The organism is Chryseobacterium edaphi (assembly GCF_025628985.1).
Lineage (GTDB): Bacteria > Bacteroidota > Bacteroidia > Flavobacteriales > Weeksellaceae > Chryseobacterium > Chryseobacterium edaphi.
This window is the reverse complement of the sequence record NZ_JAOTEM010000002.1, coordinates 709,479-734,648: the sequence shown is the minus strand read 5'-3', so window position 1 is coordinate 734,648 and position 25,170 is coordinate 709,479. Positions and strand designations below refer to the sequence as shown.

General features: G+C 33.4%; 25 protein-coding genes. 14 read left to right on the top strand and 11 right to left on the bottom strand.

Annotated elements, in window-relative coordinates:
- Window positions 1–302: 302 nt before the first annotated feature.
- Entirely contained in the window at window positions 303–971 is a 669-nt protein-coding gene (locus tag NZ698_RS11670; RefSeq protein WP_263003310.1) for a hypothetical protein, read from the bottom strand.
- Between the two features lie 176 nt (window positions 972–1,147).
- Here NZ698_RS11670 and NZ698_RS11665 point away from each other — a divergent pair, with 176 nt between their 5' ends.
- The gene (locus tag NZ698_RS11665; RefSeq protein ID WP_263003309.1) at window positions 1,148–3,076 is read left to right on the top strand and encodes a S8 family serine peptidase; all 1,929 of its coding nucleotides are present in this window, start codon (window positions 1,148–1,150) and stop codon (window positions 3,074–3,076) included.
- Window positions 3,077–3,538: 462 nt separating this feature from the next.
- Here NZ698_RS11665 and NZ698_RS11660 read toward each other — a convergent pair whose 3' ends face one another.
- The 7 genes from NZ698_RS11660 to NZ698_RS11635 form a co-directional block, all read right to left on the bottom strand.
- Complete coding sequence (locus tag NZ698_RS11660) at window positions 3,539–4,108, bottom strand: hypothetical protein (RefSeq protein WP_263003308.1); 570 nt, start codon at window positions 4,106–4,108, stop codon at window positions 3,539–3,541.
- Between the two features lie 90 nt (window positions 4,109–4,198).
- Window positions 4,199–4,336, bottom strand: coding sequence for a hypothetical protein (locus NZ698_RS19570; RefSeq protein ID WP_438265572.1), 138 nt, complete (start codon window positions 4,334–4,336; stop codon window positions 4,199–4,201).
- A 2-nt stretch (window positions 4,337–4,338) separates the two neighbouring features.
- The gene (locus NZ698_RS11655; protein WP_263003307.1) at window positions 4,339–4,749 is read right to left on the bottom strand and encodes a DUF6705 family protein; all 411 of its coding nucleotides are present in this window, start codon (window positions 4,747–4,749) and stop codon (window positions 4,339–4,341) included.
- A 38-nt stretch (window positions 4,750–4,787) separates the two neighbouring features.
- The gene (locus NZ698_RS11650; RefSeq protein ID WP_368407658.1) at window positions 4,788–5,342 is read right to left on the bottom strand and encodes a DUF6705 family protein; all 555 of its coding nucleotides are present in this window, start codon (window positions 5,340–5,342) and stop codon (window positions 4,788–4,790) included.
- Window positions 5,343–5,376: 34 nt separating this feature from the next.
- Entirely contained in the window at window positions 5,377–5,931 is a 555-nt protein-coding gene (locus tag NZ698_RS11645) for a DUF6705 family protein (protein WP_368407657.1), read from the bottom strand.
- A gap of 34 nt (window positions 5,932–5,965) precedes the next feature.
- The gene (locus tag NZ698_RS11640; RefSeq protein WP_263003304.1) at window positions 5,966–6,538 is read right to left on the bottom strand and encodes a DUF6705 family protein; all 573 of its coding nucleotides are present in this window, start codon (window positions 6,536–6,538) and stop codon (window positions 5,966–5,968) included.
- Between the two features lie 7 nt (window positions 6,539–6,545).
- Window positions 6,546–7,916, bottom strand: coding sequence for a hypothetical protein (locus tag NZ698_RS11635; protein ID WP_263003302.1), 1,371 nt, complete (start codon window positions 7,914–7,916; stop codon window positions 6,546–6,548).
- 166 nt (window positions 7,917–8,082) lie between these two features.
- Between NZ698_RS11635 and NZ698_RS11630 the strand changes: the two genes are divergently transcribed.
- Both NZ698_RS11630 and NZ698_RS11625 read left to right on the top strand, forming a co-directional pair.
- Complete coding sequence (locus NZ698_RS11630; RefSeq protein ID WP_263003300.1) at window positions 8,083–8,436, top strand: helix-turn-helix domain-containing protein; 354 nt, start codon at window positions 8,083–8,085, stop codon at window positions 8,434–8,436.
- 164 nt (window positions 8,437–8,600) lie between these two features.
- On the top strand, window positions 8,601–9,344 hold the full coding sequence (locus tag NZ698_RS11625; RefSeq protein WP_263003298.1) for a DUF6261 family protein: 744 nt from the start codon (window positions 8,601–8,603) through the stop codon (window positions 9,342–9,344).
- Window positions 9,345–9,539: 195 nt separating this feature from the next.
- Here NZ698_RS11625 and infB read toward each other — a convergent pair whose 3' ends face one another.
- The 3 genes from infB to rimP all read right to left on the bottom strand — a co-directional run bounded on the left by infB (window position 9,540) and on the right by rimP (window position 14,333).
- Window positions 9,540–12,533: a translation initiation factor IF-2 gene (gene infB / locus NZ698_RS11620; RefSeq protein ID WP_263003296.1), complete on the bottom strand. Its 2,994-nt coding sequence runs from the start codon at window positions 12,531–12,533 to the stop codon at window positions 9,540–9,542.
- A gap of 78 nt (window positions 12,534–12,611) precedes the next feature.
- Complete coding sequence (gene nusA / locus NZ698_RS11615; RefSeq protein WP_263003294.1) at window positions 12,612–13,847, bottom strand: transcription termination factor NusA; 1,236 nt, start codon at window positions 13,845–13,847, stop codon at window positions 12,612–12,614.
- Between the two features lie 18 nt (window positions 13,848–13,865).
- Window positions 13,866–14,333 carry a ribosome assembly cofactor RimP gene (gene rimP / locus NZ698_RS11610; protein ID WP_263003292.1) on the bottom strand — a complete coding sequence of 156 codons (468 nt, stop codon included), beginning with the start codon at window positions 14,331–14,333 and terminating at the stop codon, window positions 13,866–13,868.
- Between the two features lie 267 nt (window positions 14,334–14,600).
- Between rimP and NZ698_RS11605 the strand changes: the two genes are divergently transcribed.
- From NZ698_RS11605 to NZ698_RS11555, 11 genes are all read left to right on the top strand, one after another.
- On the top strand, window positions 14,601–15,914 hold the full coding sequence (locus NZ698_RS11605; RefSeq protein WP_263003290.1) for a UDP-glucose dehydrogenase family protein: 1,314 nt from the start codon (window positions 14,601–14,603) through the stop codon (window positions 15,912–15,914).
- 4 nt (window positions 15,915–15,918) lie between these two features.
- Entirely contained in the window at window positions 15,919–16,998 is a 1,080-nt protein-coding gene (gene rfbB, locus NZ698_RS11600) for a dTDP-glucose 4,6-dehydratase (RefSeq protein WP_263003288.1), read from the top strand.
- Between the two features lie 19 nt (window positions 16,999–17,017).
- Window positions 17,018–17,878, top strand: a complete 861-nt coding sequence (gene rfbA / locus NZ698_RS11595; RefSeq protein ID WP_263003287.1) for a glucose-1-phosphate thymidylyltransferase RfbA — start codon at window positions 17,018–17,020, stop codon at window positions 17,876–17,878.
- Window positions 17,879–17,979: 101 nt separating this feature from the next.
- Window positions 17,980–18,828 carry an ABC transporter permease gene (locus tag NZ698_RS11590; RefSeq protein WP_263003286.1) on the top strand — a complete coding sequence of 283 codons (849 nt, stop codon included), beginning with the start codon at window positions 17,980–17,982 and terminating at the stop codon, window positions 18,826–18,828.
- 60 nt (window positions 18,829–18,888) lie between these two features.
- A complete protein-coding gene (locus tag NZ698_RS11585) occupies window positions 18,889–20,154 on the top strand; it encodes an ABC transporter ATP-binding protein (protein WP_263003285.1) in 1,266 nt (421 codons plus the stop codon).
- Between the two features lie 54 nt (window positions 20,155–20,208).
- Window positions 20,209–21,183: a hypothetical protein gene (locus NZ698_RS11580; RefSeq protein ID WP_263003284.1), complete on the top strand. Its 975-nt coding sequence runs from the start codon at window positions 20,209–20,211 to the stop codon at window positions 21,181–21,183.
- A gap of 7 nt (window positions 21,184–21,190) precedes the next feature.
- A complete protein-coding gene (locus NZ698_RS11575; protein WP_263003282.1) occupies window positions 21,191–21,592 on the top strand; it encodes a sugar 3,4-ketoisomerase in 402 nt (133 codons plus the stop codon).
- Window positions 21,589–22,041, top strand: a complete 453-nt coding sequence (locus NZ698_RS11570) for an acyltransferase (RefSeq protein WP_263003280.1) — start codon at window positions 21,589–21,591, stop codon at window positions 22,039–22,041. The genes NZ698_RS11575 and NZ698_RS11570 overlap by 4 nt, the downstream gene beginning before the upstream one ends.
- Before the next feature lies 1 nt (window position 22,042).
- Entirely contained in the window at window positions 22,043–23,110 is a 1,068-nt protein-coding gene (locus NZ698_RS11565; protein ID WP_263003279.1) for an acyltransferase family protein, read from the top strand.
- Window positions 23,107–24,207 carry a DegT/DnrJ/EryC1/StrS family aminotransferase gene (locus tag NZ698_RS11560; protein WP_263003277.1) on the top strand — a complete coding sequence of 367 codons (1,101 nt, stop codon included), beginning with the start codon at window positions 23,107–23,109 and terminating at the stop codon, window positions 24,205–24,207. Before NZ698_RS11565 ends, NZ698_RS11560 begins: the two co-directional genes overlap by 4 nt.
- A 9-nt stretch (window positions 24,208–24,216) precedes the next feature.
- Window positions 24,217–25,167, top strand: coding sequence for a glycosyltransferase (locus NZ698_RS11555; protein WP_263003275.1), 951 nt, complete (start codon window positions 24,217–24,219; stop codon window positions 25,165–25,167).
- Window positions 25,168–25,170: the final 3 nt, after the last annotated feature.

Sequence of the window (25,170 nt, the reverse complement as noted above, 5' to 3'; positions counted from 1 at the left end):
ATCTATGTGAATAGAATTTAATGAATTATTCAATCATATATCATATACACCATTTATATAAAAAGCCTTATAATGATATATTTTAACAATTTAATTTTAACGGAAAATAAATTATAAAATTTTAACATTTAAAAATTTCAGTTTTGAATATTTGTTGAAGTAAAAAAATGTAATTATCAAAAACAATTAGTTTTATTAAAAAGGTTCCGTACTATTTAAATTGATCACGAACCTTATAGATTTATAAGGATAATTTTATTCCAATAAATTTTAATTATAACTTTATTTTAAATTCAATAGTCTTAGATCGCCTTTAAAAAATTAATCACATCCGCTTCCTGAGAAAAGTTTGGTTTTTTCGCTTTTATATATTCCTCTATTTGAGATTTTTTTGATGGAAATAAATCGATTACTCTTTTTTTATTATCTGGGAATTGTAAAATCTTGCCGCCTTCGTCTGTTATAAAGTACTTAGGTGATTGTCTTTTGTATTTTGATGGAACGTCAGAATCATAAGATGATGTAGCCGCTCTTCCTTTCTCTAAAGTTATCTTTTCTTTTTTATATAATACAACATCTCCTTTTTTTGCGACTTGGAATAAATACCCTTCTGTCTCATTACCTTTTTCATCATAATATTTTACGAGTTCCAGATATTCATTGGTAGGAAGAAACTTTACAACTTTATACTCGGGTATTTTAGAAATTATAAATCCTTTTTCATCTTTTAAAACCTCCACTTCATCTTTGAAAGCATTATATTTGGCTTTTACATTTGCATTTGCATTTACAATTTCTGCATCAATATAAGATTCTGTAAAAAATTGTGATCCTAAAATTTTCGAATCCTTTTCAGACTCAGAGAAAACACCGTTTCTAATCATAATACTTCTATCAGACTGATCAAAAGATACGTTTTGTCCAGAGATAGAAGTACCAATGGCAAATAACAATAATGGTATAATTTTCATATTTTAATTAATTTTAATATTCAAATATAACATTAAATATTCAATATAAAAAACATTTGAAAGTATCACAATCCCACAATTATTAAGGATATAAAATAAATAATAACTAACATATACATATATTTAATGAATTTATAAAAAAAATATGTAAGTTTGCGTGGACTAAAGTTTTTGAAATGAAAAATAAATATTATTTATTTGCTTCCTTGGTTTTACCTTTCTTTATTAATGCTCAAAGCAGTCAAGAAAGAGAAAGGATAGCAAGTTTTTCTAATAAAGAAGGAAATAAAATTCTTAAAGAAGAGTTATTGAAAGAAGATAGAGAAGCTAAAATAAGAGTTTCTAATTACTTACAACAAAATCCAAATATCAAAAAAGTTACTTATTTCGGAGATAACAATTATGGTATTAAAGAAATAATGGATGTAACCCCAACTGGTGAAGTTTTATATGCACAAACATATAATGAAGGTGCTGCCAATACTGCAAGAGCAAATAGACTTTACAGTGGCGGAGCTTTAGGTATTAATATACAGGGGCAAAATATGATCGCTGGTGTGTGGGACGGAGGAAATGCTCAATCCACTCACCAAGAATTTATGGTGAACGGTGTAACAAAAATTAATCTTTTGGATGGTGCAGATTACCAATCTCACCCTACTCACGTATCAGGAACTATTGCAGCTCAAGGAATTGTAGCGGCAGCAAGAGGAGTTGCATTCAATTCTTCAATAAATTCCTATAACTGGGATTCTGACCTTACAGAAATGTTAACCGAAGCATCTGCAGGACTTTTAACCTCTAATCATTCATATGGTATTGGACAATTGAGCAGTTTGTGGTTTTATGGAGCATATGATTCCCGTGCAAGACAGTTTGACAATATTTGCTATAATAACCCATATTATCTTCCTGTAGTTTCAGCAGGAAACAGCAGAAATGACACAACAGCTCCGGGCACAACACAATTAGCTGCAAAATATGGTTGGGATATGATCTTTGGACATGCCAATGCTAAAAATATAATAACTGTAGCAGCCGTAAATAATGTACCTACATATGTCAATTCTGCAAGCGTAATAATGTCATCATTCAGTAGCTTTGGGCCATCAGATGATGGAAGAATAAAGCCAGACATATCTATGAAGGGAGTTGCTGTATATTCAAGTAATAGTTCTACTGCAAATAATACATCTTATGCATCGATGCAAGGTACTTCAATGGCCTCACCGGGTATTACAGGTGTAGTTTTATTAATACAGCAATATTACAAACAGTTGTATAATACTTATATGAAGGCTGCAACTGCTAAAGGATTAATTTTACATACAGCAGATGAAGCAGGTGATGATATTGGACCAGACTATCAGTTTGGATGGGGACTTGTAAACGCACAAAAAGCAGCGATTGCAATTCGTGATAAAAATTCTACTACAGCTACTAGTAAAAGTGTTATTGAGGAACTTACATTGAGCCAAGGACAAACCTATACAAAAACAGTAACTGCAAGTGGAACTAATCCTTTAAAAGTATCAATCTCTTGGACTGACCCTCAAGCTCCGACTTCAAACTCAGGAACAGTAGATCCTACTACGGTTTATCTTGTGAATGATTTGGATGTAAAAGTGGTTAAAAATGACACTACATACTATCCTTGGAAATTACAGGGTATGTCAGATTTTGCTTCTCCAGCAACACGTACTTCAACAAACAATGTTGACAATTTTGAAAGAGTTGATATTGACAATCCTTCAGGTACATACACAATTACAGTTACTCACAAAGGCACATTGACCAGCGGAAGCCAGAATTTCAGTTTAATTACTACTTCTGACAATCTTTCGACGCTTTCTACTAATGACATCATTGCCGCAAACGATACTAAAGTTGATTTTTATCCTAATCCTGCTAAAAATTATATACAGATTAACGAAAAAGACAAAGATCTACTAATCAATGTTTATGACGTTTCAGGAAAATTAGTTTTAACTTCTAAATTGGTAGATAGCAAAATCAATATTACTACATTAGTTAAAGGTAACTATGTTGCTAATTTCACTAACAAAAAAGGCGTAACTAAAACCTTTAAGTTTATAAAAGAATAAGTAAATAATTTAAATTATAATAAAAACGGTGCTTCTTATTTTAGAGGCACCGTTTTTTATTTATATACTTAAAATTACATTTCCTTTTCTAAATTCAATTGTATTAAGAACCCCCAGTCTATAAAAACCATTATTGAATCATTTTCTCTAATTTTAAAAATAGACTCAATAATATTTGGTAATCCTTTTCACTGATTGGATTTCTTATAAAAGATTTCCCATGACAGCTAAGTTCAACAATTCTTTCTTTATTATACTTTTTTTGTGAGGAAAGAATCCTAACCAAGATTTTATCACTTATCTTTCTTATTTAAATTTATGTTCAAATTCTACATATTCAATTTCATTTTTTTAAGACGTACAAGAAAAAATAAGAAATAATGATAACACAAAACTCTAACAATCATATTCTACTGCTTTATCATTGTCAATTCTCCTTTTGGCAAAGAAGAGTTTGATAAATTATTTTATTTTGACATAATAAATATGAACTTCATCATCTAGAGCTTTTTTCCTTTTTAATGGATTTTTTATCATTCTCCTTTCATCAAGGGTAAAATGTTTATCTCCATTTTTGTCAACTCTCTGCTCTAAGATTAATCTTTTCTCATTATTTATTTCCCTAAAAGACAAAACCCAAACTTCATTCTTGCCAAATCTAATTGTAGGAAAATCAGAATCGGTTTTTTGGGGATAAGCTTCAATTAATAAATCCTGACTTGAAACTTCTTTCTCATTACAACTTGTATCTTCAATGAAAATAATTTTTTCGTCGGTAAAAACTATTAAACTTGTAAATATTATATCTGTATCTTCATTTCTGAGTTTTTTTTTCAGCTTCCATTTTCCCTTTAGTTTATCAACTGTTTCTTTTCTACATATGGGTAATAAATAATCAATTTTGTTATTTGATCTTTTACTTAAATCACTTACGGAATCAGTAGTCTTTATTTGATAATATAATTTTAAAGCCTCATTGTAATCTCCTTTAACTTCAAAATAAAGAGCCTTTCTCTCATAATCTAATAACATTTCATGAGTCGGGTTTTTGATTTGGCTTTGCGAAAGAAAGAGGTGAAGATTAACAAAAAGGTGATACATTTCACATTAGCATTCATCAATCTACTGTTTAGTTAAAATAATATTCACAGGTAAATCTATCGTTAAATCTGGAACCGGATCGCCGTGTATCCTAATGCGAGTTCCCTCATAATTCTCAAATGATATGATTTTTAAACTTGTACTATTTATATAATCCATTTTTATGCGCATGATATTGTTTCTTGAACTATGCTTGAAACTCCTAACAAATTGATTGTAATTATCATCCCAAAATCCAGACGAATAAAGTGAATATAATTTTGATTTTGAAAAGAATTTATATTTTCAAGCGTACTTTCTATTATTATCCCATTTTTAGTATATTTATGAAAGCCAATCAAAACATCTTCACAAGTATCTTCTTTCCATACATCAAGAACTTTTTCTTTCTTTAATACAATTACCAAAGTTTCATTGCCATTTGTCCATTTCCATGTTCCGATAAATTTATCAAATTGATTGTTTGGGGTGTAGCTAGAGCATTGAATGGAAGCAATAGAAGTATTTGGGTTGAATTGTTGAGAAAATACGGATGTTGGCAAAATCATCAACGTCAAAATAAATAATTTCATATTTTTCATATACTAAAACCTCCCGAAAGATGTTCAAATTATTGTTTTGTTAAAATAATATTCTGCGGAAGAGTTATCTCTGAGCTAGGAATGGTTTCACCAGGCAAATAAAGTTTTGTTCCTGGATAGTTCTTGATAGATTTTATTTTAATATGGGTAGCATCAATATATTCTACTTCCATTTTGACGTGACTACCAGTAGATAAATTATCAATACCTGCCCAAAGTATATCACCGGGAATGACACCAGCACCAAATATTGACTTTAATTTTTGACTAAAATTAGTATTCTGATGTTGTAACGAGTTTTCTATAATAACACCATTCTTAATGTATTGATGAAAGCCAATAATATAATCAACGCAGGAATGATCATCTTCAATTATATTATATGTTTTTTCTTTTTTCAGAATCATTTCAAAACTATTGTTGCTGGAAGTCCATTTCCAATGTCCTACAAATTTATCCATAAGAGGATTGGGAATATAGCTTGAGCACTGCATAGGAGTGATCGTTACATTGGGTGACAACTGCTGAGACTTCGCAAAATGTGAAGTAAATAATAAGAGTATTATTAAGGATATATTTTTCATAAACTGCAATAGAAACCTTTGAAGGAGGTTCATATTATTGCTTTGTTAAGATAATATTCTGTGGAAGTGTTATTTCTGAGCTAGGAATGGTTTCGCCAGGAAAATAGACTTTTGTTCCTTGATCGTTTTTTAAAGATATTATCTTAATGTGATTGCTGTCAATATATTCTACTTCCATTTTAACATTATTGCCAGTAGATAAATTATCAATACCTGCCCAAAGTATATCACCGGGAATGACACCAGCACCAAATATTGACTTTAATTTTTGACTAAAATTAGTATTCTGATGTTGTAACGAGTTTTCTATAATAACACCATTCTTAATGTATTGATGAAAGCCTATAATATAATCAACACAGGAATGATCATCTTTAATTATATTAAATGTTTTCTCTTTTTTCAGAATCATTTCAAAACTATTGTTTCCGGATATCCATTTCCAATGTCCTACAAATTTATCCATAAGAGGATTTGGGATATAGCTGGAGCATTCCATAGGAGTAATCGTCACATTGGGTGACAACTGCTGAGACTTCGCAAAATGTGAAGTAAATAATAAGAGTATTATTAAGAATAGATTTTTCATCATTCTATAAAAAGCCTCAGAAAGAGGCTTATATCTATTGTTTCGTTAAAATAATATTCACAGGTAAATCTATCGTCAAGTCTGCAATTGGATCTCCTGGAACAGTAATACGGGTTCCTTCATAGTTCTCAAACGAAATGATTTTTAAACTGGTACTATTTATATAATCCATTTTTATGCGCATGATATTGTTTCTTGAACTATGCTTGAAACTCCCGACAAATTGATTGTAATTATCATCCCAAAATCCAGACGAATAAAGTGAATATAATTTTTGATTTTGAAAAGAATTTATATTTTCAAGCGTACTTTCTATTATTACTCCATTTTTAGTGTATCTATGAAAGCCTAAAAGAATATCTTGACAACTTGAATCATGTTTAAATGGAACTAAAACTTTTTCTTTTTTCAGTACAATCTCTAAAGTTTCACTTCCATCTGTCCATTTCCATGTTCCAATAAATTTATCAAATTGATTATTTGGGGTGTAGCTAGAGCATTGAATGGAAGCAATAGAAGTATTTGGGTTGAATTGTTGAGAAAATACCAGCGAAGGGAAAATCATCAATATCAAAACATTTAATTTTAAAATTTCAAAATTTTTCATAATATTATTAATTACAAGGTGTTGTTATTTTTTGTCCAAAACTTGCGCCTCTTTCTATCATAGTCCAATTATTTAGTGAAGGATCTCCTTTTAAAAGCTTTAATCCTGAACTATAATTCCACATAAACTGTAGAAACCCATCTTCGTTTTGAGATGCCGAATTTCCATGCTTAACACCAGAACTGTGATAAAGCCAATCTACATAATTCTGATCAGCATTTAAGTATTCATTAATAAATAAACTAAAAGCAGCTAAATCATCAATCACAAGCATATACTGTGTACCCTGCGTAGTTGAATTACCAGGAGTGATTACGCCAAAGATGAATGTGCTTGGATCTTTAATTCTCCCCCTCATTTGCATATAGCTAAATGAAGCAAGATCGAATGGTGTAAAGATAGAAAATCCTGTAGGATTGTGATTATGGATATAACCATTAATAGGACTGCCGACACTAAATTTCATTTCATTTTTGCCCAACTCACCTAAAAATTCTTCTTCACTTAGATTCCCCCCATTTTCTGTAAGAGTATATCCTGTTTCTCTATATTTACCGGTAGCAGGATCTGTCTGTGTACTTTTGATTTTCAAAGTTGTCAACAAGTTTTTAGTCTTAGTATTCTTTCCAATAGCTGCAATTTTTTCACAAGGGGTTTTTGTACTGTCTTGTGCAATGCCATTACCACCCAAAGAAGAGTTGTCACAATTCTGATAAGGAGGGCAGCTTGATGGTGGTGGTCCTCCGCAACCGTTATTTTGGTAATCGCTGAGGTCATCACATTCACCAGATCTGCCGGGCGGTATTCTTATCTCTACATAAGAAGGGATGTTTGCCGGCCAGTTAATCACCACTTCCTCTATCTCAGTTTCACCTATTGTTTTTTTGTAGGTCTTATCTATTTTATGCTGCAAATAAGACTGAGAAAAAGCATCCTTTGCTTTATCGATAACGTAGTCTCCGGAGTTGGCATTGTAAAACTGAATATAGTCTTCGTCACTGTTGATATTGGCAGCTAATACTTTTACTACGGTATTGTTTAGCACTACCGGGAAAAGTACCGTCTGCGAACCATCACTTCCAGTAAAAACCTGCGAAGCTTTACTAAAATCTGGTTTTGCAGTATTGTTCCCCAACTGTAGAGTATCTTCAGGATGAAGATCATAATATCTTTTGTAAAGATATCTGAAGCCTTCCTGATAGATCAAATCCCCACCTGTTGTTTTCTGTTGTAGCTTTTTTGCATTTGCAAATGCAGCAAACTTTGCACGTTCTTGGCTTTTTTCGTCTTCCGACATTGCATGATCGCGTATGCAGGATTGTATGGTAAGAGATGAGAAGATAATGGCGACAAGCCATTTCAAGTGCTTTTTAGTCATAAATATAATTTTTTTTAATCAATTGTGTTTTATATGATGTAAATATAAAACTTTTATGTGACAAATGTAAAATAAAAGCTTTAATAACAGAGTGTAGAAAATTACTGATTTCCGTATTATTTTTCTAAAAGAAATTTTATGTACTTTTGAAAAAAATACTTCGATTATGACGCTAGGTGAGAAACTGAAAAAAGCAAGAATCAACAAAAACTTTACGCAGGAATATCTTGCCGAGGTTCTGAATGTTTCGCAAAAAACCTATTCCAACTTTGAGAATGACAAAAGCAAACCCGCATTTGCACAGGTGGAAGATATTGCCAAGCATTTAGATGTAAGTGTTCTTGATTTTTTGAGTAATGATGGGATGTCTTTCAATTATGATAATACACATGGGGGAAATAATGGTTTTATCTATCAAAATCAACTTCCTGAAAAACTCGTCGAGCAATACGAAGAACGCATCAAAGAATTAAAAGAACAGGTAGACTACTGGAAAAGCAAGTCTGAGGACAGCAACTAGCTTTCTACCTTTCCGGAAAGCTTCCTGCACCCTCGCAACAGACTTTCCGGAAGCAGGGAAAAGTTGTCGCACCCCTGCAACAAGCTTTCCGGTAACCGGGAAACTATCTTTCAGCCCTGCGACAAACATTCCGGAAAAAAGACAAAACAAAACATTTTTATAATATGAACGCAATTGAACTAAAATTACTTCGTAATGCAGAATATCTGCAATACGTAAAAGACTACCTAGGAATTATCAACCTGAACACGCCGGAACAGTTAGGGATTGAAGCAAAATTGACAACACTGACAACAAAAGCAACAGAGCTGGAAGCACTGTACAAAAAAGCACTGGCAAGTGACAAAACGAAGGAACTTCTGCTACTGGATGAAAGAAGAGATGATGCCGTAAACGGGATTTATTATTTTCTTCTTGGTTACACCTATTATTTTGAAGCCGACAAACAACAGAAAGCCCAGCTTCTTCTTACCAATATGGAGTTATACGGCAGTGGGATTACGCGTCTCAACTATCAGGCAGAAACCGCTACGGTCAATAATCTTCTCCGCGATTGGGAAAACAAATCTGATCTTGCAGATGCCATCACTTCATTCAATATATCTGCATGGGTCAATGAGCTCAAAACTGTCAATGAAGAGTTTAATGCCAAATACCTATCCCGTACGCAGGAGTATGGCGATGCAAGCCCGGAAACCATTAAAATAAAAAGAGAAGAAACCAATACTGCTTATTATGCATTAAGAGACAGAATAGATGCGCGTCACTTACTGGTAGAAACTCCGCCGTCACCTTATGCTACCGTGATCAATCAGCTGAATGCATTGACGGATCAGTATAATAAATTGCTGATTAATAGAGTAGATAATTCGTCACAAGGAACTCCTGAAAATACTGATCAACCATAAAACAATGAAAGCCACCTGATCGGGTGGTTTTTTTATACTTAGTTTGTATTTCCGGAGGAATCTACATTCACAAAAAACATTGTTTAGATTCCTCCGGAATGACAAACTAATCTATTAAATTTATGACAAACGCACATAAAACAAAAACTGCCCGCATTGGATGATGCGGGCAGTTTTAATATATATAACTGAATATTATTTCAATTTTTTCTTTACAGCAACTTCTTCATATACTTCAAGAATGTCGTTCTGTTCGATGTCGTTGTAACCTTTAAGGTTCAATCCGCATTCGTAGCCTTTTGTAACTTCTCTTACATCGTCTTTGAAACGTTTTAAACTTTCAAGCTCACCATCAAATTTCACAATACCGTCTCTCAGTAATCTTACTTTCGACTGTCTTGTTACTTTTCCGGTAAGAACCATACAACCTGCAATGGTACCGATCTTAGAAATCTTGAAGACTTCACGGATCTCTACATTACCGATTACCTGCTCCTGAATCTCCGGAGAAAGCATTCCCTCCATCGCTTCTTTTACCTCATCGATTGCTTTGTAGATAATAGAATATGTTCTGATTTCTATTTCTTCTCTGTCTGCCAATTCTTTTGCGTTGGCACCGGCTCTTACGTTGAATCCGATGATAATTGCATCTGAAGCCGCAGCTAAGTTGATATCAGATTCGGTGATCTGTCCTACACCTGAGTGAAGAATGTTGACACTGATTTCTTCTGTAGATAATCTCTGTAACTGATCAGAAAGTGCTTCTACTGAACCATCCACGTCACCTTTCAAGATAATATTCAATTCTTTGAATTCTCCTAAAGCGATACGTCTACCCAACTCTTCAAGTGTTGTATGCTTCTTAGTTCTGATAGAAAGTTCTCTTTGTAACTGCTCTCTCTTGTTAGCGATCGCTTTACCTTCACTTTCGTCAGCGTAAACTCTGAATTTATCACCTGCTGTTGGTGCTCCGTCAAGACCTAAGATCGTTGCCGGAATAGATGGACCTGCTTCTTCAAGGTTTTTGCCTCTTTCGTCAAGCAAAGCTTTTACTTTACCGTGATTTTTACCTGCTACTACATAATCTCCAACTCTCAAAGTTCCAGTCTGTACCAACATTGTTGCTACATATCCTCTACCTTTATCTAATGAAGCTTCAATAACAACTCCCTGTGCAGCACGGTTAGGATTTGCTTTTAATTCAAGCATTTCTGCCTGAAGCAAAACTTTCTCTAAAAGGACATCCATATTGTTACCCATCTTAGCAGAAATTTCCTGTGCCTGAACATTTCCACCCCATTCTTCAACAAGAATATTCATTCCTGAAAGTTGTTGACGGATGTTATCCGGGTTCGCATTTGGCTTATCAACCTTGTTGATAGCGATGATCATTGGTACGCCTGCAGCCTGTGCGTGAGAAATTGCTTCCTTAGTTTGAGGCATCACATCGTCATCGGCAGCGATTACGATGATTGCAATATCGGTAACCTGTGCACCTCTCGCTCTCATCGCGGTAAAGGCTTCGTGACCCGGTGTATCTAAGAATGTAATTCTCTGACCGTTTTCCAGTTTCACATTGTATGCACCGATATGCTGAGTAATTCCTCCAGATTCACCGGCGATAACGTTGGTTTTTCTGATGTAATCCAATAATGAAGTTTTACCGTGGTCAACGTGACCCATTACCGTTACAATCGGAGCTCTTGAAACAAGGCTTTCTTCTGTATCGATATCTTCTTCAGAATCTGCTTCTTCAAGATCAGCATCCGAGAATTCAATTTTAAATCCGAATTCGTCAGCTACCAATAGTAAAGTATCAGCTTCCAGTCTTTGGTTCATGGTAACCATTACCCCAAGAGAGAAACATGCAGAGATTACTTCGGTTGCACTTACATCCATCAAACTTGCTAGTTCACCGACCGTGATGAATTCTGTAACTTTTAATGAAGTGTCTCTTGCATCTGCTTCTTGCTGACGCTCATCCTGCTCTCTACGGTAAGATCTCTTATCTTTTCTGTGCTTAGCAGATTTAGATTTACCACCTTTATTGGTTAGTTTTTCAAGGGTTTCCTTGATTTGGTTTTTAACTTGCTCGTCAGTCAATTCGACTGGCATTGTTCTTTGACCAGGTCTGTTGTTGTTTCCAAAACGGTTTCCACCACCTTGTCCCGGAGGTCTATTTCCTTGAGGACCACCCTGTCCTGGAGGACGGTTTCCACCTGGGCCACCCGGACGATTTTGACCGCCTTGTCCCGGAGGTCTGTTCCCTTGAGGACCACCTTGTCCCGGAAGACGGTTTCCACCTGGGCCATTCTGACCTTGAGGACGGTTTTGTCCGCCTTGATTATTTCCGCCTTGCTGGTTGTTCCCAGTATTTTGGTTCGGACCACCCGGCTTTTCAATTCTCTTTCTTTTCTTTTTGGCTCCTGAATTTGATTTTGGCGCAAACTGAGTCAAGTCAATTTTTTCACCTACGATCTTTGGTCCGTCAAGCTTTTGATAAACCGTTTCAATCTTCTGAGATTCCTGAGGTTCTTCCGCTACAGGTGTTGGTTTTTTTTCTTCCACTTTCTCAATTGGTTTTTCAACCGGTTTAGGTGTTTCTTTTACGGGCTCTACCGGTTTTACCTCAGCTTTTACCTCCTCAACTTTAGGCTTATCTTTTTTAGCAGGTCTGTTTCTATTTCCCTCAATTTGAGACAAATCGATTTTATCCAACACTTTAAACTCCTGCTTTTCTGGTGTTGGTTTAGTTTCAGAAACCACTTTTGGTTCTTCCTTCGCTTGTTCTTTTACCTCTTCAACGACCTCCTTTTTCTCTTCAACGGGAGCAACAGGTGCCGGAGCCGGAGTTTCTTGTACAGCTTCAGGTTTTTTAGGCTCCAAATCAATTTTACCTAAGATTCTGGTTTCTGGTTTATTAGCTTTAGCTCTTATTACTTCAGGTGTTTTCTTCTCCTCAATTTCCAGTTTCTCTTCCGGAACTTTAGAAATAACCACCTCATGGGAAGCTTTGCGTTGTTCGCCGTCTTTGGCAAACTCAGCTTCCAATGCAGAATATGCCGCCTCTTCTAATTGAGCGTTAGGATTGTTTTCAACCACGATATCTTTAGACTGTAAAAACTCAACTAGTCTGGACATCGATATATTGAACTCCTTAACCGCTTTATTTAATCTTATTTTTGGCATCTATATTATTTACTGTTTTTTTAATTCTTAAAATTAAAGTATTCTTTTTACTGTTTATTAAAATTTATTTCCGAAATTTTAATCTTCAAATTCCTCTCTTAAGATACGTTTTACATCTTCGATGGTTTCCTCTTCCAGATCAACCATATTCAAAAGACTTTCCGTTTCTTTATCTAAAACAGATTTTGCAGTAGTAAGACCTACTTTTTTAAATTCATCTAAAATCCACTGTTCGATATCATCGTTGAATTCTCTCAAATCAACATCATCATCTTCACTAGCTTCTCTATACACATCAATCTCATACCCCGTCAACCAAGAAGCGAGTCTGATATTTTGTCCTTGCTTACCGATTACTTTAGAAATCTCTTCAACTGGAGTATAAACCATTGCGTAGTTTGTCTCTTCATTGATGTCAATTTTATTGATGGTAACATTTCCTAAAGCTCTCTTCACTAATATTTCAGGGTTTTTCGACCACTGAATTACATCTATATTTTCGTTTCTCAATTCTCTTACCACACCGTGGATTCTTGATCCTTTTACTCCGACGCAAGCTCCTACAGGATCTATTCTGTCATCGTATGCATCAACAGCTATTTTTGCTTTTTCACCAGGAATTCTCACTGCTTTTTTAAGAATGATGGTTCCGTCCTGAATTTCAGGGATTTCCAATTCCAATAATTTCTCAAGGAATTTCGGAGCTGTACGAGAAATAATGATCTGAGGTTTTGAACCTTTAAAATCAACACTTTCTACAATTGCTCTGATATTTTCACCTTTCTTAAAGAAGTCAGAAGATATCTGATTTTCTTTCGGCAAGATAAATTCGTTATCTTCATCATCCAACAAGATCACGTGTTTGTGACGGATATGATGAATTTCTCCGGTTACAATCTCTCCGATTCTGTCTTTGAACTGCTCGTAAAGCATCGCATTGTTATGCTCCTGCAATTTCGTAGCCAAGATCTGCTTCAATGTAAGAATATTTCTTCTTCCCAACTGAGCCACAGGAATTTCCATGGTAAAATCTTCACCTACTTCAAAAGTCGGGTCGATTTTTTTTGCTTCAGTGATTTCAATTTCCAAATCATCATCTTCAGACATTTCGTCTTCAACGATTGTTTTATTTAAAAATATTTGAAAGTCACCTTTATCCGGGTTTACAATGACATCAAAATGATCATCAGAATCAAATCTTTTTCTCAAAAGAGTTTTTAGAGAATCTTCAATAATTGCCATCAGATCGATCTTACTGATCCCCTTTTCGTCTTTAAAATCACCAAAGGATTCAATCAACGCTATATTATCCATTTATCTTTTTTTCTTTTATTAAAATTTAACTACTACCAATGCTTTTTTGATCTCAGAGTACAAAATTTCTTTCTCCTCTTCCACATCTACTTTACCTTTACCGATATCTTTCGGTTTTCGATAACGAAGAATCAATGTAACTTTCTCATCATCAACTTTAGCCAATTCTCCTTCTATAGTTGAAGAATCTTCTAACATGATTTCGATTTCTCTTCCTAAGTTTTTATTAAACTGTCTCGGTGTTGCCAAAGGCTCACTCAATCCCGCAGACATTACCTGAAGGCTGAAATCATGCTCATCACGATCTGCATTGAATTCTATTGCACGGCTTGCATCCAGACAATCCTGCAGAGTCACTCCGTTGTCACCGTCTAAAATCACAGTAACGTCATCTGCTGCAGAAATCTTTAAATCAATAAGAAATAAATCCTCTCTTGTCTCAAGGAAATTACTTAATAATGTTTCAATATTTTTTCTAAACTCCATATATTTATTAATGATGATCTACCTGTACGAAAAAAGGCTTTCTTGCGAAGCCTTCTCATTTTTCCGTAAATCTTATGCAAATATATGACTTTTTTATAAAATAAACAAATACGCTTCATAATCAATTGAATAACTTTTTAAAAAACTCAGATTATTTACCGGAAATAATAAGATTTATCAATGATTTTGAACAACTTATTGTTTATTTAAAAAGACCATGAAAGTATTTTTAGTATTTTTGTCGAGAATTTTTTAAAAACATATATTTTGAATATTACAATAGTAGGAACAGGCTATGTAGGATTGGTTACAGGAACCACGCTTGCAGAACTTGGAAATTCTGTATACTGTGTTGATATAGATGAAAAAAAAGTAGCGGACATGAAAAACGGCATTGTGCCGATTTACGAGCCGAATCTTGAAGAAATGTTCCTGAGAAACATTCAGGCAGAAAGGCTTTTTTTTACCACCAATTTAAAGGAAGCATTAGATAAAAGCGAGGTTATTTATCTCGCATTACCAACTCCACCCGGTGAAGACGGTTCTGCAGACCTTTCTTACGTTTTAAAAGTAGCCAATGATATTGGTGAAATGATGACCGAATATAAAGTTATTGTTAATAAAAGTACAGTACCGGTAGGAACAGCAGATAGAGTAAGTGAAGTTATTTCTTCAAAAACCCAAATAGAATTTGACGTAGTTTCCAATCCTGAATTTTTGAGGGAAGGTTTTGCTGTTGAAGACTCTATGAATCCGGCGAGAGTTGTGGTAGGATCAAGTTCTGAAAAGGCAAAAGATATTATGGCTCAAATTTACCAGCCATTTACCAATACCGGAATTCCTATTATTTTCATGGATGAAAAATCATCTGAGCTGACAAAATATGCGTCCAATTCATTTTTAGCCGTGAAAATCACCTTTATGAATGAGATCGCTAACTATTGCGAAAAAGTAGGCGCTGATGTTGATAAAGTGAGACTTGGCATGGGAAGTGACGACAGAATCGGAAACCGTTTTTTATTCCCGGGAATCGGATACGGTGGAAGCTGCTTCCCGAAAGATGTGAAAGCCTTGATCAAATCCGGAAAGGATGAAGATTTTAATTTTCAGATTTTAGAAGCTACAGAAAACGTTAATATTTCTCAGAAAGTAATTCTTGTTTCAGAGATCGAAAAATATTTCGGAGGAAATCTTGAAGGAAAAACAATTGCAGTTTGGGGACTTGCCTTTAAAGCAAATACGGACGATATAAGAGAAGCATCTTCTTTAGATAATATAGATATATTGCTGAAAAAAGGAGCAAAAGTTATAGCATACGATATCATTGCTGAAAAAAATGTCAAGAAAATTCTGGGTGACAAAATACGCTACGCTAAAAACATGTACGAAGCACTGGAAAATGCGGATGCTTTATTTATTGCAACAGAATGGCCTGAATTTAAAAATCCGAATTTTAAAATGATGGCTGAAAAAATGAATAACAAAGCTATTTTTGACGGAAGAAATATGTATCCACTGGAAACTCCTGAACAAAACGGCTTTTATTACAAAAGTATCGGACGAAAAACAATTTTAAACTAAGAAAATGAAAAATATAATCATCACAGGAGGTGCCGGCTTTATCGGATCTCACGTTGTAAGAGAATTTGTGAAAAACAATCCAGACTCAACCATCATCAATCTTGATGCATTGACTTACGCAGGGAATCTTGAGAATTTAAAAGATATCGAAAACGAACCAAATTACGTTTTTGAAAAAGCCGACATTACAAAGCCTGAAGAACTAAGAAAGGTTTTTGAAAAATATAATCCCGATGCTGTCATTCATTTGGCTGCAGAAAGCCATGTCGACAGAAGCATCACAGATCCGATGGCATTTATCAATACGAATGTCAATGGAACAGCAAATCTTCTGAATCTTTGTAAAGAATTCTGGACATTAAATCCCGATCACACTCACGGAAGATTTCCAAATGAGAAAAGAATCAATCTTTTCTACCATGTCTCAACAGACGAAGTTTACGGAAGTTTAGGAGAAACAGGATTTTTCCTTGAAACAACTGCATACGATCCGCAATCTCCTTATTCTGCATCAAAAGCAGCTTCTGACCATTTGGTAAGAGCTTATGGAAATACGTATGGAATGCCGTTCATCGTTTCAAACTGTTCGAATAACTATGGACCTAATCATTTTCCTGAGAAACTGATTCCGCTTTGTATTTCAAATATTATTAATGAAAAGCCATTACCAATTTACGGTGACGGAAAATATACGAGAGACTGGCTGTTTGTAATCGATCATGCAAAAGCGATTCATCAGATTTTCAATGATGCTAAAACCGGAGAAACTTACAATATTGGAGGCTTCAATGAGTGGCAAAATATTGATTTGGTGAAAGAACTCATCAAGCAAATGGATGAGAAGCTAGGAAATCCTGAAGGTCATTCTGAAAAACTGATCACTTACGTCAAAGACAGACCGGGACACGATAAACGTTACGCAATTGATGCCAACAAACTAAGCAAGGATTTGGGCTGGAAACCTTCAGTGACTTTTGAACAAGGTTTAGGAAAAACAATCGACTGGTTTTTAGAAAATAAAGAATGGCTGGAAAATGTAACTTCCGGAGATTATCAGAAATATTACGACGGACAGTACAATTAATAACATACACCAAACTTTTATGAAAGGAATTATTTTAGCGGGCGGTTCAGGAACAAGACTTTTTCCTCTTACAATTGCTGTGAGTAAACAATTAATGCCGGTTTATGACAAACCGATGATTTATTACCCGCTTTCAACATTATTGTTGGCAGGAATTAAAGATATTCTGATCATTACCACACCGCATGATCAGGCAGGTTTTATTAAACTGTTGGGTGACGGTTCACAAATCGGCTGCAATATAGAATATGTAGTACAGCCAAGTCCGGATGGTCTTGCTCAAGCTTTTATTTTGGGAGACCAATTCATCGGTGATGATTCTGCTGCATTGGTTCTAGGAGATAATATTTTCTATGGTTCTGAAATGGGGACTTTATTGAAAAACAAAACCAATCCTGACGGAGGCGTTGTTTTCGCTTATCATGTTGCAGATCCTGAAAGATATGGTGTTGTAGAATTTGATGAAAATTTCAAAGCTGTCTCCATAGAAGAAAAACCTTCACATCCAAAATCAAATTATGCAGTTCCCGGTTTGTATTTCTACGACAATGAAGTTGTGGAAATCGCTAAAAACATACAACCTTCTCCAAGAGGAGAACTTGAAATTACCGATATCAACAATGTATATTTAAGCAAAGGTAAATTGGAAGTCGGCGTTCTCGACAGAGGAACAGCATGGCTTGACACAGGAACATTCGATTCTCTGCAGGATGCATCAGAATTTGTAAGTGTCATTGAAAAAAGGCAAGGTTTCAAAATAGGATGCATTGAAGAAATCGCTTTCAGAAACGGATTTATAGACGAAGAAAAGCTATTGGAAACTGCCGTAAAGTATGGCAAAAGCGGATATGGAGCTTATCTGAAAAAGCTTGTGCTGTAAAACAAAATTGAAATCTTTTAATTACTATTAGTAAATCCCAATTTAGTAACAAAAGATGTTAATCAATTAATTATTATAAATTTGCAAAAAATTTCCCACAAATGAATGAACCACAACAAAAGTGGACCGAAACCATAGAAGATAGCCATTCTCTTTTAGATTTAAAGCTTAAAGAAGTATGGCGATACAAAGACCTTGTTTATATGTTTGTAAAGAGAGATTTTGTATCAAGTTTCAAACAGACTGTTTTAGGACCTGTTTGGTTTTTTATAAATCCTATTTTCACTACCTTAGCCTATCTTGTCATTTTTGGCAATATCGCAAATTTACCTACAGACGGGGCTCCTAAAATCTTATTTTACCTTGCCGGAGTAATGCTTTGGAATTATTTTTCAACAAGCCTGACAGGAACATCGTCTACCTTTTCGGGTAATGCAGGTATTTTTGGTAAAGTATACTTTCCCAGATTGGTAACCCCTATTTCGGTTGTTATTTCAAACTTAATGAGATTTGGAGTACAATTTCTACTTTTCTTAGCATTTTGGGCATATTTCCTTTTCAAAGGCAATATTCACCCCAATATTTGGATGCTCGCTACACCTTTTTTAATTATCCTCATGGCTGTTTTTGCATTAGGTACTGGAATGATGTTTTCTGCATTAACAACTAAGTACAAAGATCTTAATATGTTATTGGGTTTTGGAGTAAGTTTATACATGTATGCTACACCCGTAATTTATCCAGCATCTGCTTTAAAAGGAATCTGGAAAGAACTTGCCTACTACAATCCATTAACCGGAATTTTTGAATGTTTTAAATACGGGTGGTTGGGTAAAGGTGATTTTTCAGTACCTATGTTGGGTGCTAGTACAATACTTGTTTTTTTAATTTTGGCTTTAGGTACAATCATTTTCAATAAAGTAGAAAAAACTTTTATGGACACGGTATAATGTGTATCTATACTAAGCACGATTAAAAACACGGATTATAAATTTATTAAATTAAAATACATGCTTGCATTAAAGGCAGAAAACATATCAAAACAATATCGTTTAGGACAAGTTGGAACCGGCACATTATCACACGACCTTAACAGGTTTTGGTATAAAGTAAGAGGAAAAGAAGATCCTTATTTAAAAATTGGGGAATCCAATGACAGATCTACCAAAGGTACATCTGATTATGTATGGTCCCTCAAAGATATTAATTTTGAGATAGAACAAGGTGACGCTGTAGGAATTATAGGGCGAAATGGCGCAGGTAAATCTACTTTACTTAAACTTCTAAGTAAAGTAACAAAACCGACAACCGGAAAAATATATACCAACGGAAGGATAGCATCCTTGCTTGAGGTAGGTACTGGTTTTCATCCTGAAATGACTGGTAGAGAAAACGTATACCTTAATGGTGCCATTTTAGGAATGACTCGACAGGAGATCAAGAGAAAATTTGATGAAATTGTAGATTTTTCGGGAGTAGAAAGATACATAGACACTCCGGTAAAACGCTATTCATCAGGAATGTATGTTCGTTTAGCATTTGCTGTTGCAGCTCACCTGGAATCTGAAATTCTTATTGTAGATGAAGTTCTTGCTGTAGGAGATGCGGAGTTTCAGAAAAAATGTCTGGGTAAAATGGGTGATGTAACCAAGGGAGAAGGTAGAACTGTTTTGTTTGTGAGTCATAATATTACAGCGATTAAAGAGCTTTGCAATACAGGAATTTTGCTAGATAAAGGAAAATTAATCAACCATGGAGATGTTAACAAGTGTATCATTGAATATCAAAAAAATAGCGACGTCAAATTTTCTTACAATTCAAGAGAAGATAAAGAAATTTTCGAAAATGAAAAAATTAAAGTAAATCTTTATAAGACAGAGCCTATTAATGGTGATATTGTCGACATAAAATCAGGTATTCTTGTTACAGTATCTTTTAGTTCAAAGTTAGAGAGCATTAATTTAGATTTATCTTTTATACTCAAAAACAGTCAAGATCTTACTGTAATGAGCACAGGATTAGTTTTAACAGAAAATAAGGATTCGCAAAAGGGAGAATTCATCGTTAGCTTTGAAATTCCTCCTTATACACTTAATGAAGACTCATATTATTTCGATTTTTTCTGGGGTATCAATAGATCTGAAATTGCATATAGAACAGAATCTTTTGGTTTTGAAATACATGGCATGAAAAATCAGTTTGGAGAAATCGTGAAATCTCCGGGGGTTTTATTCCCTAAAATACTTCACAAAGTCTCTTATGGTAATAAATTTTAATTTCTTATCTATCTGAAAACAGATAAGAATTAATTAAAAAAAAATTAATTGATTATGATTCTTAATATTATTTTTTCATTTAACCGTGCAATCCAGCTAGATTACTTGCTGCAATCAGCACTAAAGAATTTTAAAACACAGTCGAAAATAGTTATTTTGTATCATACTACAGGATCACATAAGAAAGGTTATGATTTGCTTAAAGAAAAGTATGCGGATAAAAATGTAATTTTTTATGAACGAAAAAATGTTATTTTTGATTTTTCCTTTCTAAAAACAATAAGAACAAGAACAAGCCTTAATTTTTTTTTGAATAAAAATTTGCTCAATAAAAATGGGGACAATTTTAAAGGTTTGCTTCAAAAAATTATGCGCAAAAGCAACTGTGAATTTGTAATGTTCAATACAGATGATGGTGTTTTCTTTAATGATGTCATTATTTCTGAAGAAGTATTTAATATAATAAGAAAAAATCCCGAAAATGCATCATATCGATTGTATGTAGGTGATAATTTAGATGGGTATCCTGAATATCTAGAAAATAAAGGAGACTATTATCAATGGGATTATTATACAGATAAAGAAATACATCATTGGTCATTTCCATTTTCAGTTGACGCCACCATTTACCACACCAAAGGTCTGCTAAAACATTTAGAAAGAATACTTTATCATAACCCTGTAACACTAGAAGATAGAGGCTTTCGGTATATGTGTAAATATAAACTTATGCGTATTGGTCTTAGTCCTATAAAATCATCACTTGTTGCTACAAAATTAAATAGAGTCTCTCAAGATTCTCTTAATCCTACAATTCATATAAAACCCGATTTTTTAAATGAAAAATTTATTGAGGGATACACTTTGGATCTAATAATTCCTGAAAAAATAGATAATGCCAACATAGTACCTTCGGAAATTTATCTTGTAAAGGATAATCACAGAGAACTAATATATTCCTTAGACGATCATGGGAAAAAAGTACAAGGTCTTTTGGGAATTGAGGGAGCAAAAGCACAATTAGAATAATAAGATTATGAATATTCCCCATATTATTGAATTTTCAAAAATAGGTTCGCCTGATTTAGGATATATTACTGTAGCTGAAGAACAAAAAAATGTACCATTCGATATAAAAAGAGTGTATTGGACTTATTACACTCCTCAAGATATCATTAGAGGAGGTCATGCCCATAAAAAACTTCAGCAGATCATTTTTGCCGTATCGGGAACTATAGAATTTAACACCCTTGATCTTCAAGACAATACAAATACCTTCATCTTAGATTCTCCTGCAAAAGGCTTATATCTACCAAAACTCATCTGGAGAGATATAAAATTCAGTCACAGCGCAGTATTGCTTTGTCTTGCATCTGAACTTTATGATGAAAAAGACTATTTCAGAGACTTTGAAGACTTTAAAAATTATAAACCATGATACATCCGTTAGCAGAAGTTCAGTCTACCAACATTGGTGATAAAACTTTTATTTGGCAATTTTGCATTGTACTAAAAGGCGCTAAAATTGGAAAAAACTGCAATATAAACTGTCAGGTCTTTATTGAGAATGATGTAATTATTGGAGACAATGTTACTATAAAACCAGGAGTACAGATATGGGACGGTGTATCTTTAGGAGATGATGTATTTATTGGCCCAAATGTAACTTTTACCAATGACTTGTTCCCAAAATCTAAAAACAAAGATTTTGAATTAAAAAAAACAATTGTAAAAAAGGGTGCTTCTATTGGGGCAAATGCCACAATTTTAGCAGGAATTACCATTGGAGAAAACTCCCTTATTGGTGCAGGTAGTGTAGTTACTAAAAACATTCCTGAAAATGAAATTTGGGTAGGAAATCCTGCAAAATTTTTAAAAAAAAATTAGTGTGAAAAAAAATTTACCCATTTTAACAGGTTTAAGATTTTTTGCAGCGCTCTATGTTTTTATTTTTCATATAAACTTAACACAACCTGTAGATTTTCTTGGCACATTCATCTATTCTTTTATAAAACAAGGAGCTGGAGGTGTTAATGTTTTTTTTATTCTTTCAGGGTTTATATTGTTTTACAACTACTATGGTAAACAAATTAATTTTTCAGAATTTATTCTAAAAAGACTTGCAAAAATATATCCTGTATATTTAGCAGGTTTTTTCATTTGTTTAATTATAGTAAAAGTAATGCAAATTGAAATTAAAGATTTCTTTGAGATTCAGGTAATGAATTTACTAATGGTTCAGTCTTATTTACCCAAGTTTGCACAAGTTTGGTATGGTGGAGGATCTTGGTCTATTTCAACTGAATTTTTTTTCTATCTATGTTTTCCTTTACTTTTACATTTAATTTCAAATCTTTCAAAAAAGAAGGCAATACTAGTTTTTTTTCTTTGTCTTTTATGTTCTATAATGCCTGGAATATTATATAATCTAAAATTGGTTCCTTTTGCTCTTCATTACGCTTTTCCTCCTGCACGAATATTTGAGTTTGCATCGGGAATGATAGTCGCTATGTTAGTAATAAAATATAGAATAACTTTATCTATTATAATTATTTATACAGTTATCTTATGTTCATTTTTATTTTTCTTATTTGTTGGGCGAAAACTTGAAGGATATGTTATTCAGAATATAATTATTATACCATTAACAAGTATTATTCTTATAATCAGTACAACTCCTAAAAAACATATTTTAAATTTTTTAAGAAACAAATTGTTTGTTTATTTAGGAAATATTTCATACAGTTTTTATATTATTCAAATACCTATTTTGATTATTCTTGAGAATATAGATCATTTTAATATATACAATAGATTTGTTACAATAATTATTTTATTCTGTATAAATATTTTAGCAGCAATGATACTTTATCATTTAATTGAAAAACCATTCCATAAAATATTGACGAAAAGAATAAAAGATATATTTAATAAAAACACAGAAACTTTGATATGATAAAATTTCTTGATTTACAAAAAATAAACCTACAGCATCAAGCCGAAATAGAAGCACAGCTTTTAGAAGTTTTCCGTTCTGGTTGGTATTTACTTGGGGGAAAATTGAAAAACTTTGAGGATAACCTTTCTTCTTACATTGGCAGTTCTCATGCAATTGGTGTTGCCAACGGATTAGACGCATTACGTCTCATCCTTAGAGCGTATATAGAGATGGGGGTAATGGCTGTTGGAGATGAGATTATCGTTCCTTCCAACACTTATATTGCATCGATTCTTGCAATCTCAGATAACGGACTTATTCCTGTATTAGTAGAGCCCGATATCAATTCTTATAATTTTGATATTTCTAAAATTGAAGAAAAAATAAGTTCAAAAACAAAGGCCATATTGATTGTTCATTTATACGGACGCATTATTTTTTCTGATCAACTCCATCAAATTGCTCAAGAAAACAATCTTAAAATAATAGAGGATAACGCACAAGCAATAGGTGCAGAATGGAATGGCAAAAAATCTGGAAATCTTGGTGACGCAGCAGGCTTTAGCTTTTATCCGGGGAAAAATCTTGGTGCACTTGGAGATGCTGGTGCAATTACCACAAATGACGATCAGCTTGCAGTAACAATCAGAGCTTTGGCAAATTATGGTTCTAACCAAAAATACATCAATATTTACAAAGGTCTTAATTCCAGATTGGATGAAATTCAAGCTGCAATTCTGGATGTAAAATTAAAATATATAGATTTTGAAAACGTAAAAAGAATTGACATTGCAAAGCGTTATATTTCTGAGATTAAAAATCCGAAAATAATTCTTCCCGAGTTACCCGAAAATGAAAAAGAGCATGTATGGCATCTTTTTGTAATACGAACAGAAAGCAGAAATGAATTACAAAATTATCTTGCTGAAAAAAACATTCAGACATTAATTCACTATCCTATTCCACCTCATCAACAAAATGCTTACAAAGAATGGAATAGTATGTCTTTCCCAATTAGTGAGAAAATTCATAACGAAATACTCAGTCTACCAATATCTCCAGTTTTAGAACACGAGGAAATTGAGATTATTATTAAGGCATTAAATAATTTCTAAAAATTTCAAATGACAGATAATCCTTTAGTTAGTATTTTGTGCTTATGTTATAATCAAGGAAAATTCATTAAAGAATCTCTTGAAAGCATAAAAGCACAAACTTATAAAAATTTCGAAATTATTATTTGTGATGATTTCTCACATGACGAGTCTGTTGAGATCATAAAATCTTGGATATCGGAAAATAAAGATTTAAAAATAGAATTTATAGAGCACCACCAAAATTTAGGAATCACAAAAACTCTGAATGAATTATTGAAAATTTCGCAAGGGAAATATATTCAAATTTTGGCGCTTGACGATATTTTGATAGAGGAAAAACTAGATAGACATGTTGCAATGTTAGAAAATTCATCTGATGAGTATGCATTGGTATTCTCAGATGCTCATTTAATAAATCATGAATCGAAACTGTATCAAAATAAATTTATTGCCCGTCATTTTTCTTATTTGAGTTTAGAGTCTCAAAATTTTTACGAAATGCTACTAACCAAAAACTTCATTCCTGCGATGTCCGTATTAATGAAAAAAAAACATATAATGGCGGAAAATGGATGGGATGAATCTTTACCTTTTGAAGATTATGACATGTGGCTTCGTCTAAGTAAGAACCACAGTTTTTTGTTTGATGATGTTATAACATGCAGCTATAGATTACACGACAATAATTCTCACCGAAAAAAAAATGTAATCAATTACAATGCTTTTTTTAATATATTCATTAAACATACTCAAAATATAAGGGTAAGAAATATATTATTTAGTTACTTAGAAGATATTTACCGAGAAAAGTTATTAACTAATGAACATAAAATTTTTTATAGCCATTATCCTATGAAGTCATTTTCGGAAAGATTTATAAAAAATAATTACAATCCGAAAATCTACAGAGTAGTGCTGGAAATACAGCGTTTTACAAAATATTTCCGAATACTTATCAATAGTATTTTTAGCAAATAATAT

Coding starts and splice junctions, on each gene's coding strand:
- NZ698_RS11670 (WP_263003310.1), bottom strand. CDS start 971: ATGAAAATTATACCATTATTGTTATTTGCCATTGGTACTTCTATCTCT.
- NZ698_RS11665 (WP_263003309.1), top strand. CDS start 1,148: ATGAAAAATAAATATTATTTATTTGCTTCCTTGGTTTTACCTTTCTTT.
- NZ698_RS11660 (WP_263003308.1), bottom strand. CDS start 4,108: ATGTTATTAGATTATGAGAGAAAGGCTCTTTATTTTGAAGTTAAAGGA.
- NZ698_RS19570 (WP_438265572.1), bottom strand. CDS start 4,336: ATGGATTATATAAATAGTACAAGTTTAAAAATCATATCATTTGAGAAT.
- NZ698_RS11655 (WP_263003307.1), bottom strand. CDS start 4,749: ATGAAATTATTTATTTTGACGTTGATGATTTTGCCAACATCCGTATTT.
- NZ698_RS11650 (WP_368407658.1), bottom strand. CDS start 5,342: ATGAAAAATATATCCTTAATAATACTCTTATTATTTACTTCACATTTT.
- NZ698_RS11645 (WP_368407657.1), bottom strand. CDS start 5,931: ATGAAAAATCTATTCTTAATAATACTCTTATTATTTACTTCACATTTT.
- NZ698_RS11640 (WP_263003304.1), bottom strand. CDS start 6,538: ATGAAAAATTTTGAAATTTTAAAATTAAATGTTTTGATATTGATGATT.
- NZ698_RS11635 (WP_263003302.1), bottom strand. CDS start 7,916: ATGACTAAAAAGCACTTGAAATGGCTTGTCGCCATTATCTTCTCATCT.
- NZ698_RS11630 (WP_263003300.1), top strand. CDS start 8,083: ATGACGCTAGGTGAGAAACTGAAAAAAGCAAGAATCAACAAAAACTTT.
- NZ698_RS11625 (WP_263003298.1), top strand. CDS start 8,601: ATGAACGCAATTGAACTAAAATTACTTCGTAATGCAGAATATCTGCAA.
- infB (WP_263003296.1), bottom strand. CDS start 12,533: ATGCCAAAAATAAGATTAAATAAAGCGGTTAAGGAGTTCAATATATCG.
- nusA (WP_263003294.1), bottom strand. CDS start 13,847: ATGGATAATATAGCGTTGATTGAATCCTTTGGTGATTTTAAAGACGAA.
- rimP (WP_263003292.1), bottom strand. CDS start 14,333: ATGGAGTTTAGAAAAAATATTGAAACATTATTAAGTAATTTCCTTGAG.
- rfbB (WP_263003288.1), top strand. CDS start 15,919: ATGAAAAATATAATCATCACAGGAGGTGCCGGCTTTATCGGATCTCAC.
- rfbA (WP_263003287.1), top strand. CDS start 17,018: ATGAAAGGAATTATTTTAGCGGGCGGTTCAGGAACAAGACTTTTTCCT.
- NZ698_RS11590 (WP_263003286.1), top strand. CDS start 17,980: ATGAATGAACCACAACAAAAGTGGACCGAAACCATAGAAGATAGCCAT.
- NZ698_RS11585 (WP_263003285.1), top strand. CDS start 18,889: ATGCTTGCATTAAAGGCAGAAAACATATCAAAACAATATCGTTTAGGA.
- NZ698_RS11580 (WP_263003284.1), top strand. CDS start 20,209: ATGATTCTTAATATTATTTTTTCATTTAACCGTGCAATCCAGCTAGAT.
- NZ698_RS11575 (WP_263003282.1), top strand. CDS start 21,191: ATGAATATTCCCCATATTATTGAATTTTCAAAAATAGGTTCGCCTGAT.
- NZ698_RS11570 (WP_263003280.1), top strand. CDS start 21,589: ATGATACATCCGTTAGCAGAAGTTCAGTCTACCAACATTGGTGATAAA.
- NZ698_RS11560 (WP_263003277.1), top strand. CDS start 23,107: ATGATAAAATTTCTTGATTTACAAAAAATAAACCTACAGCATCAAGCC.
- NZ698_RS11555 (WP_263003275.1), top strand. CDS start 24,217: ATGACAGATAATCCTTTAGTTAGTATTTTGTGCTTATGTTATAATCAA.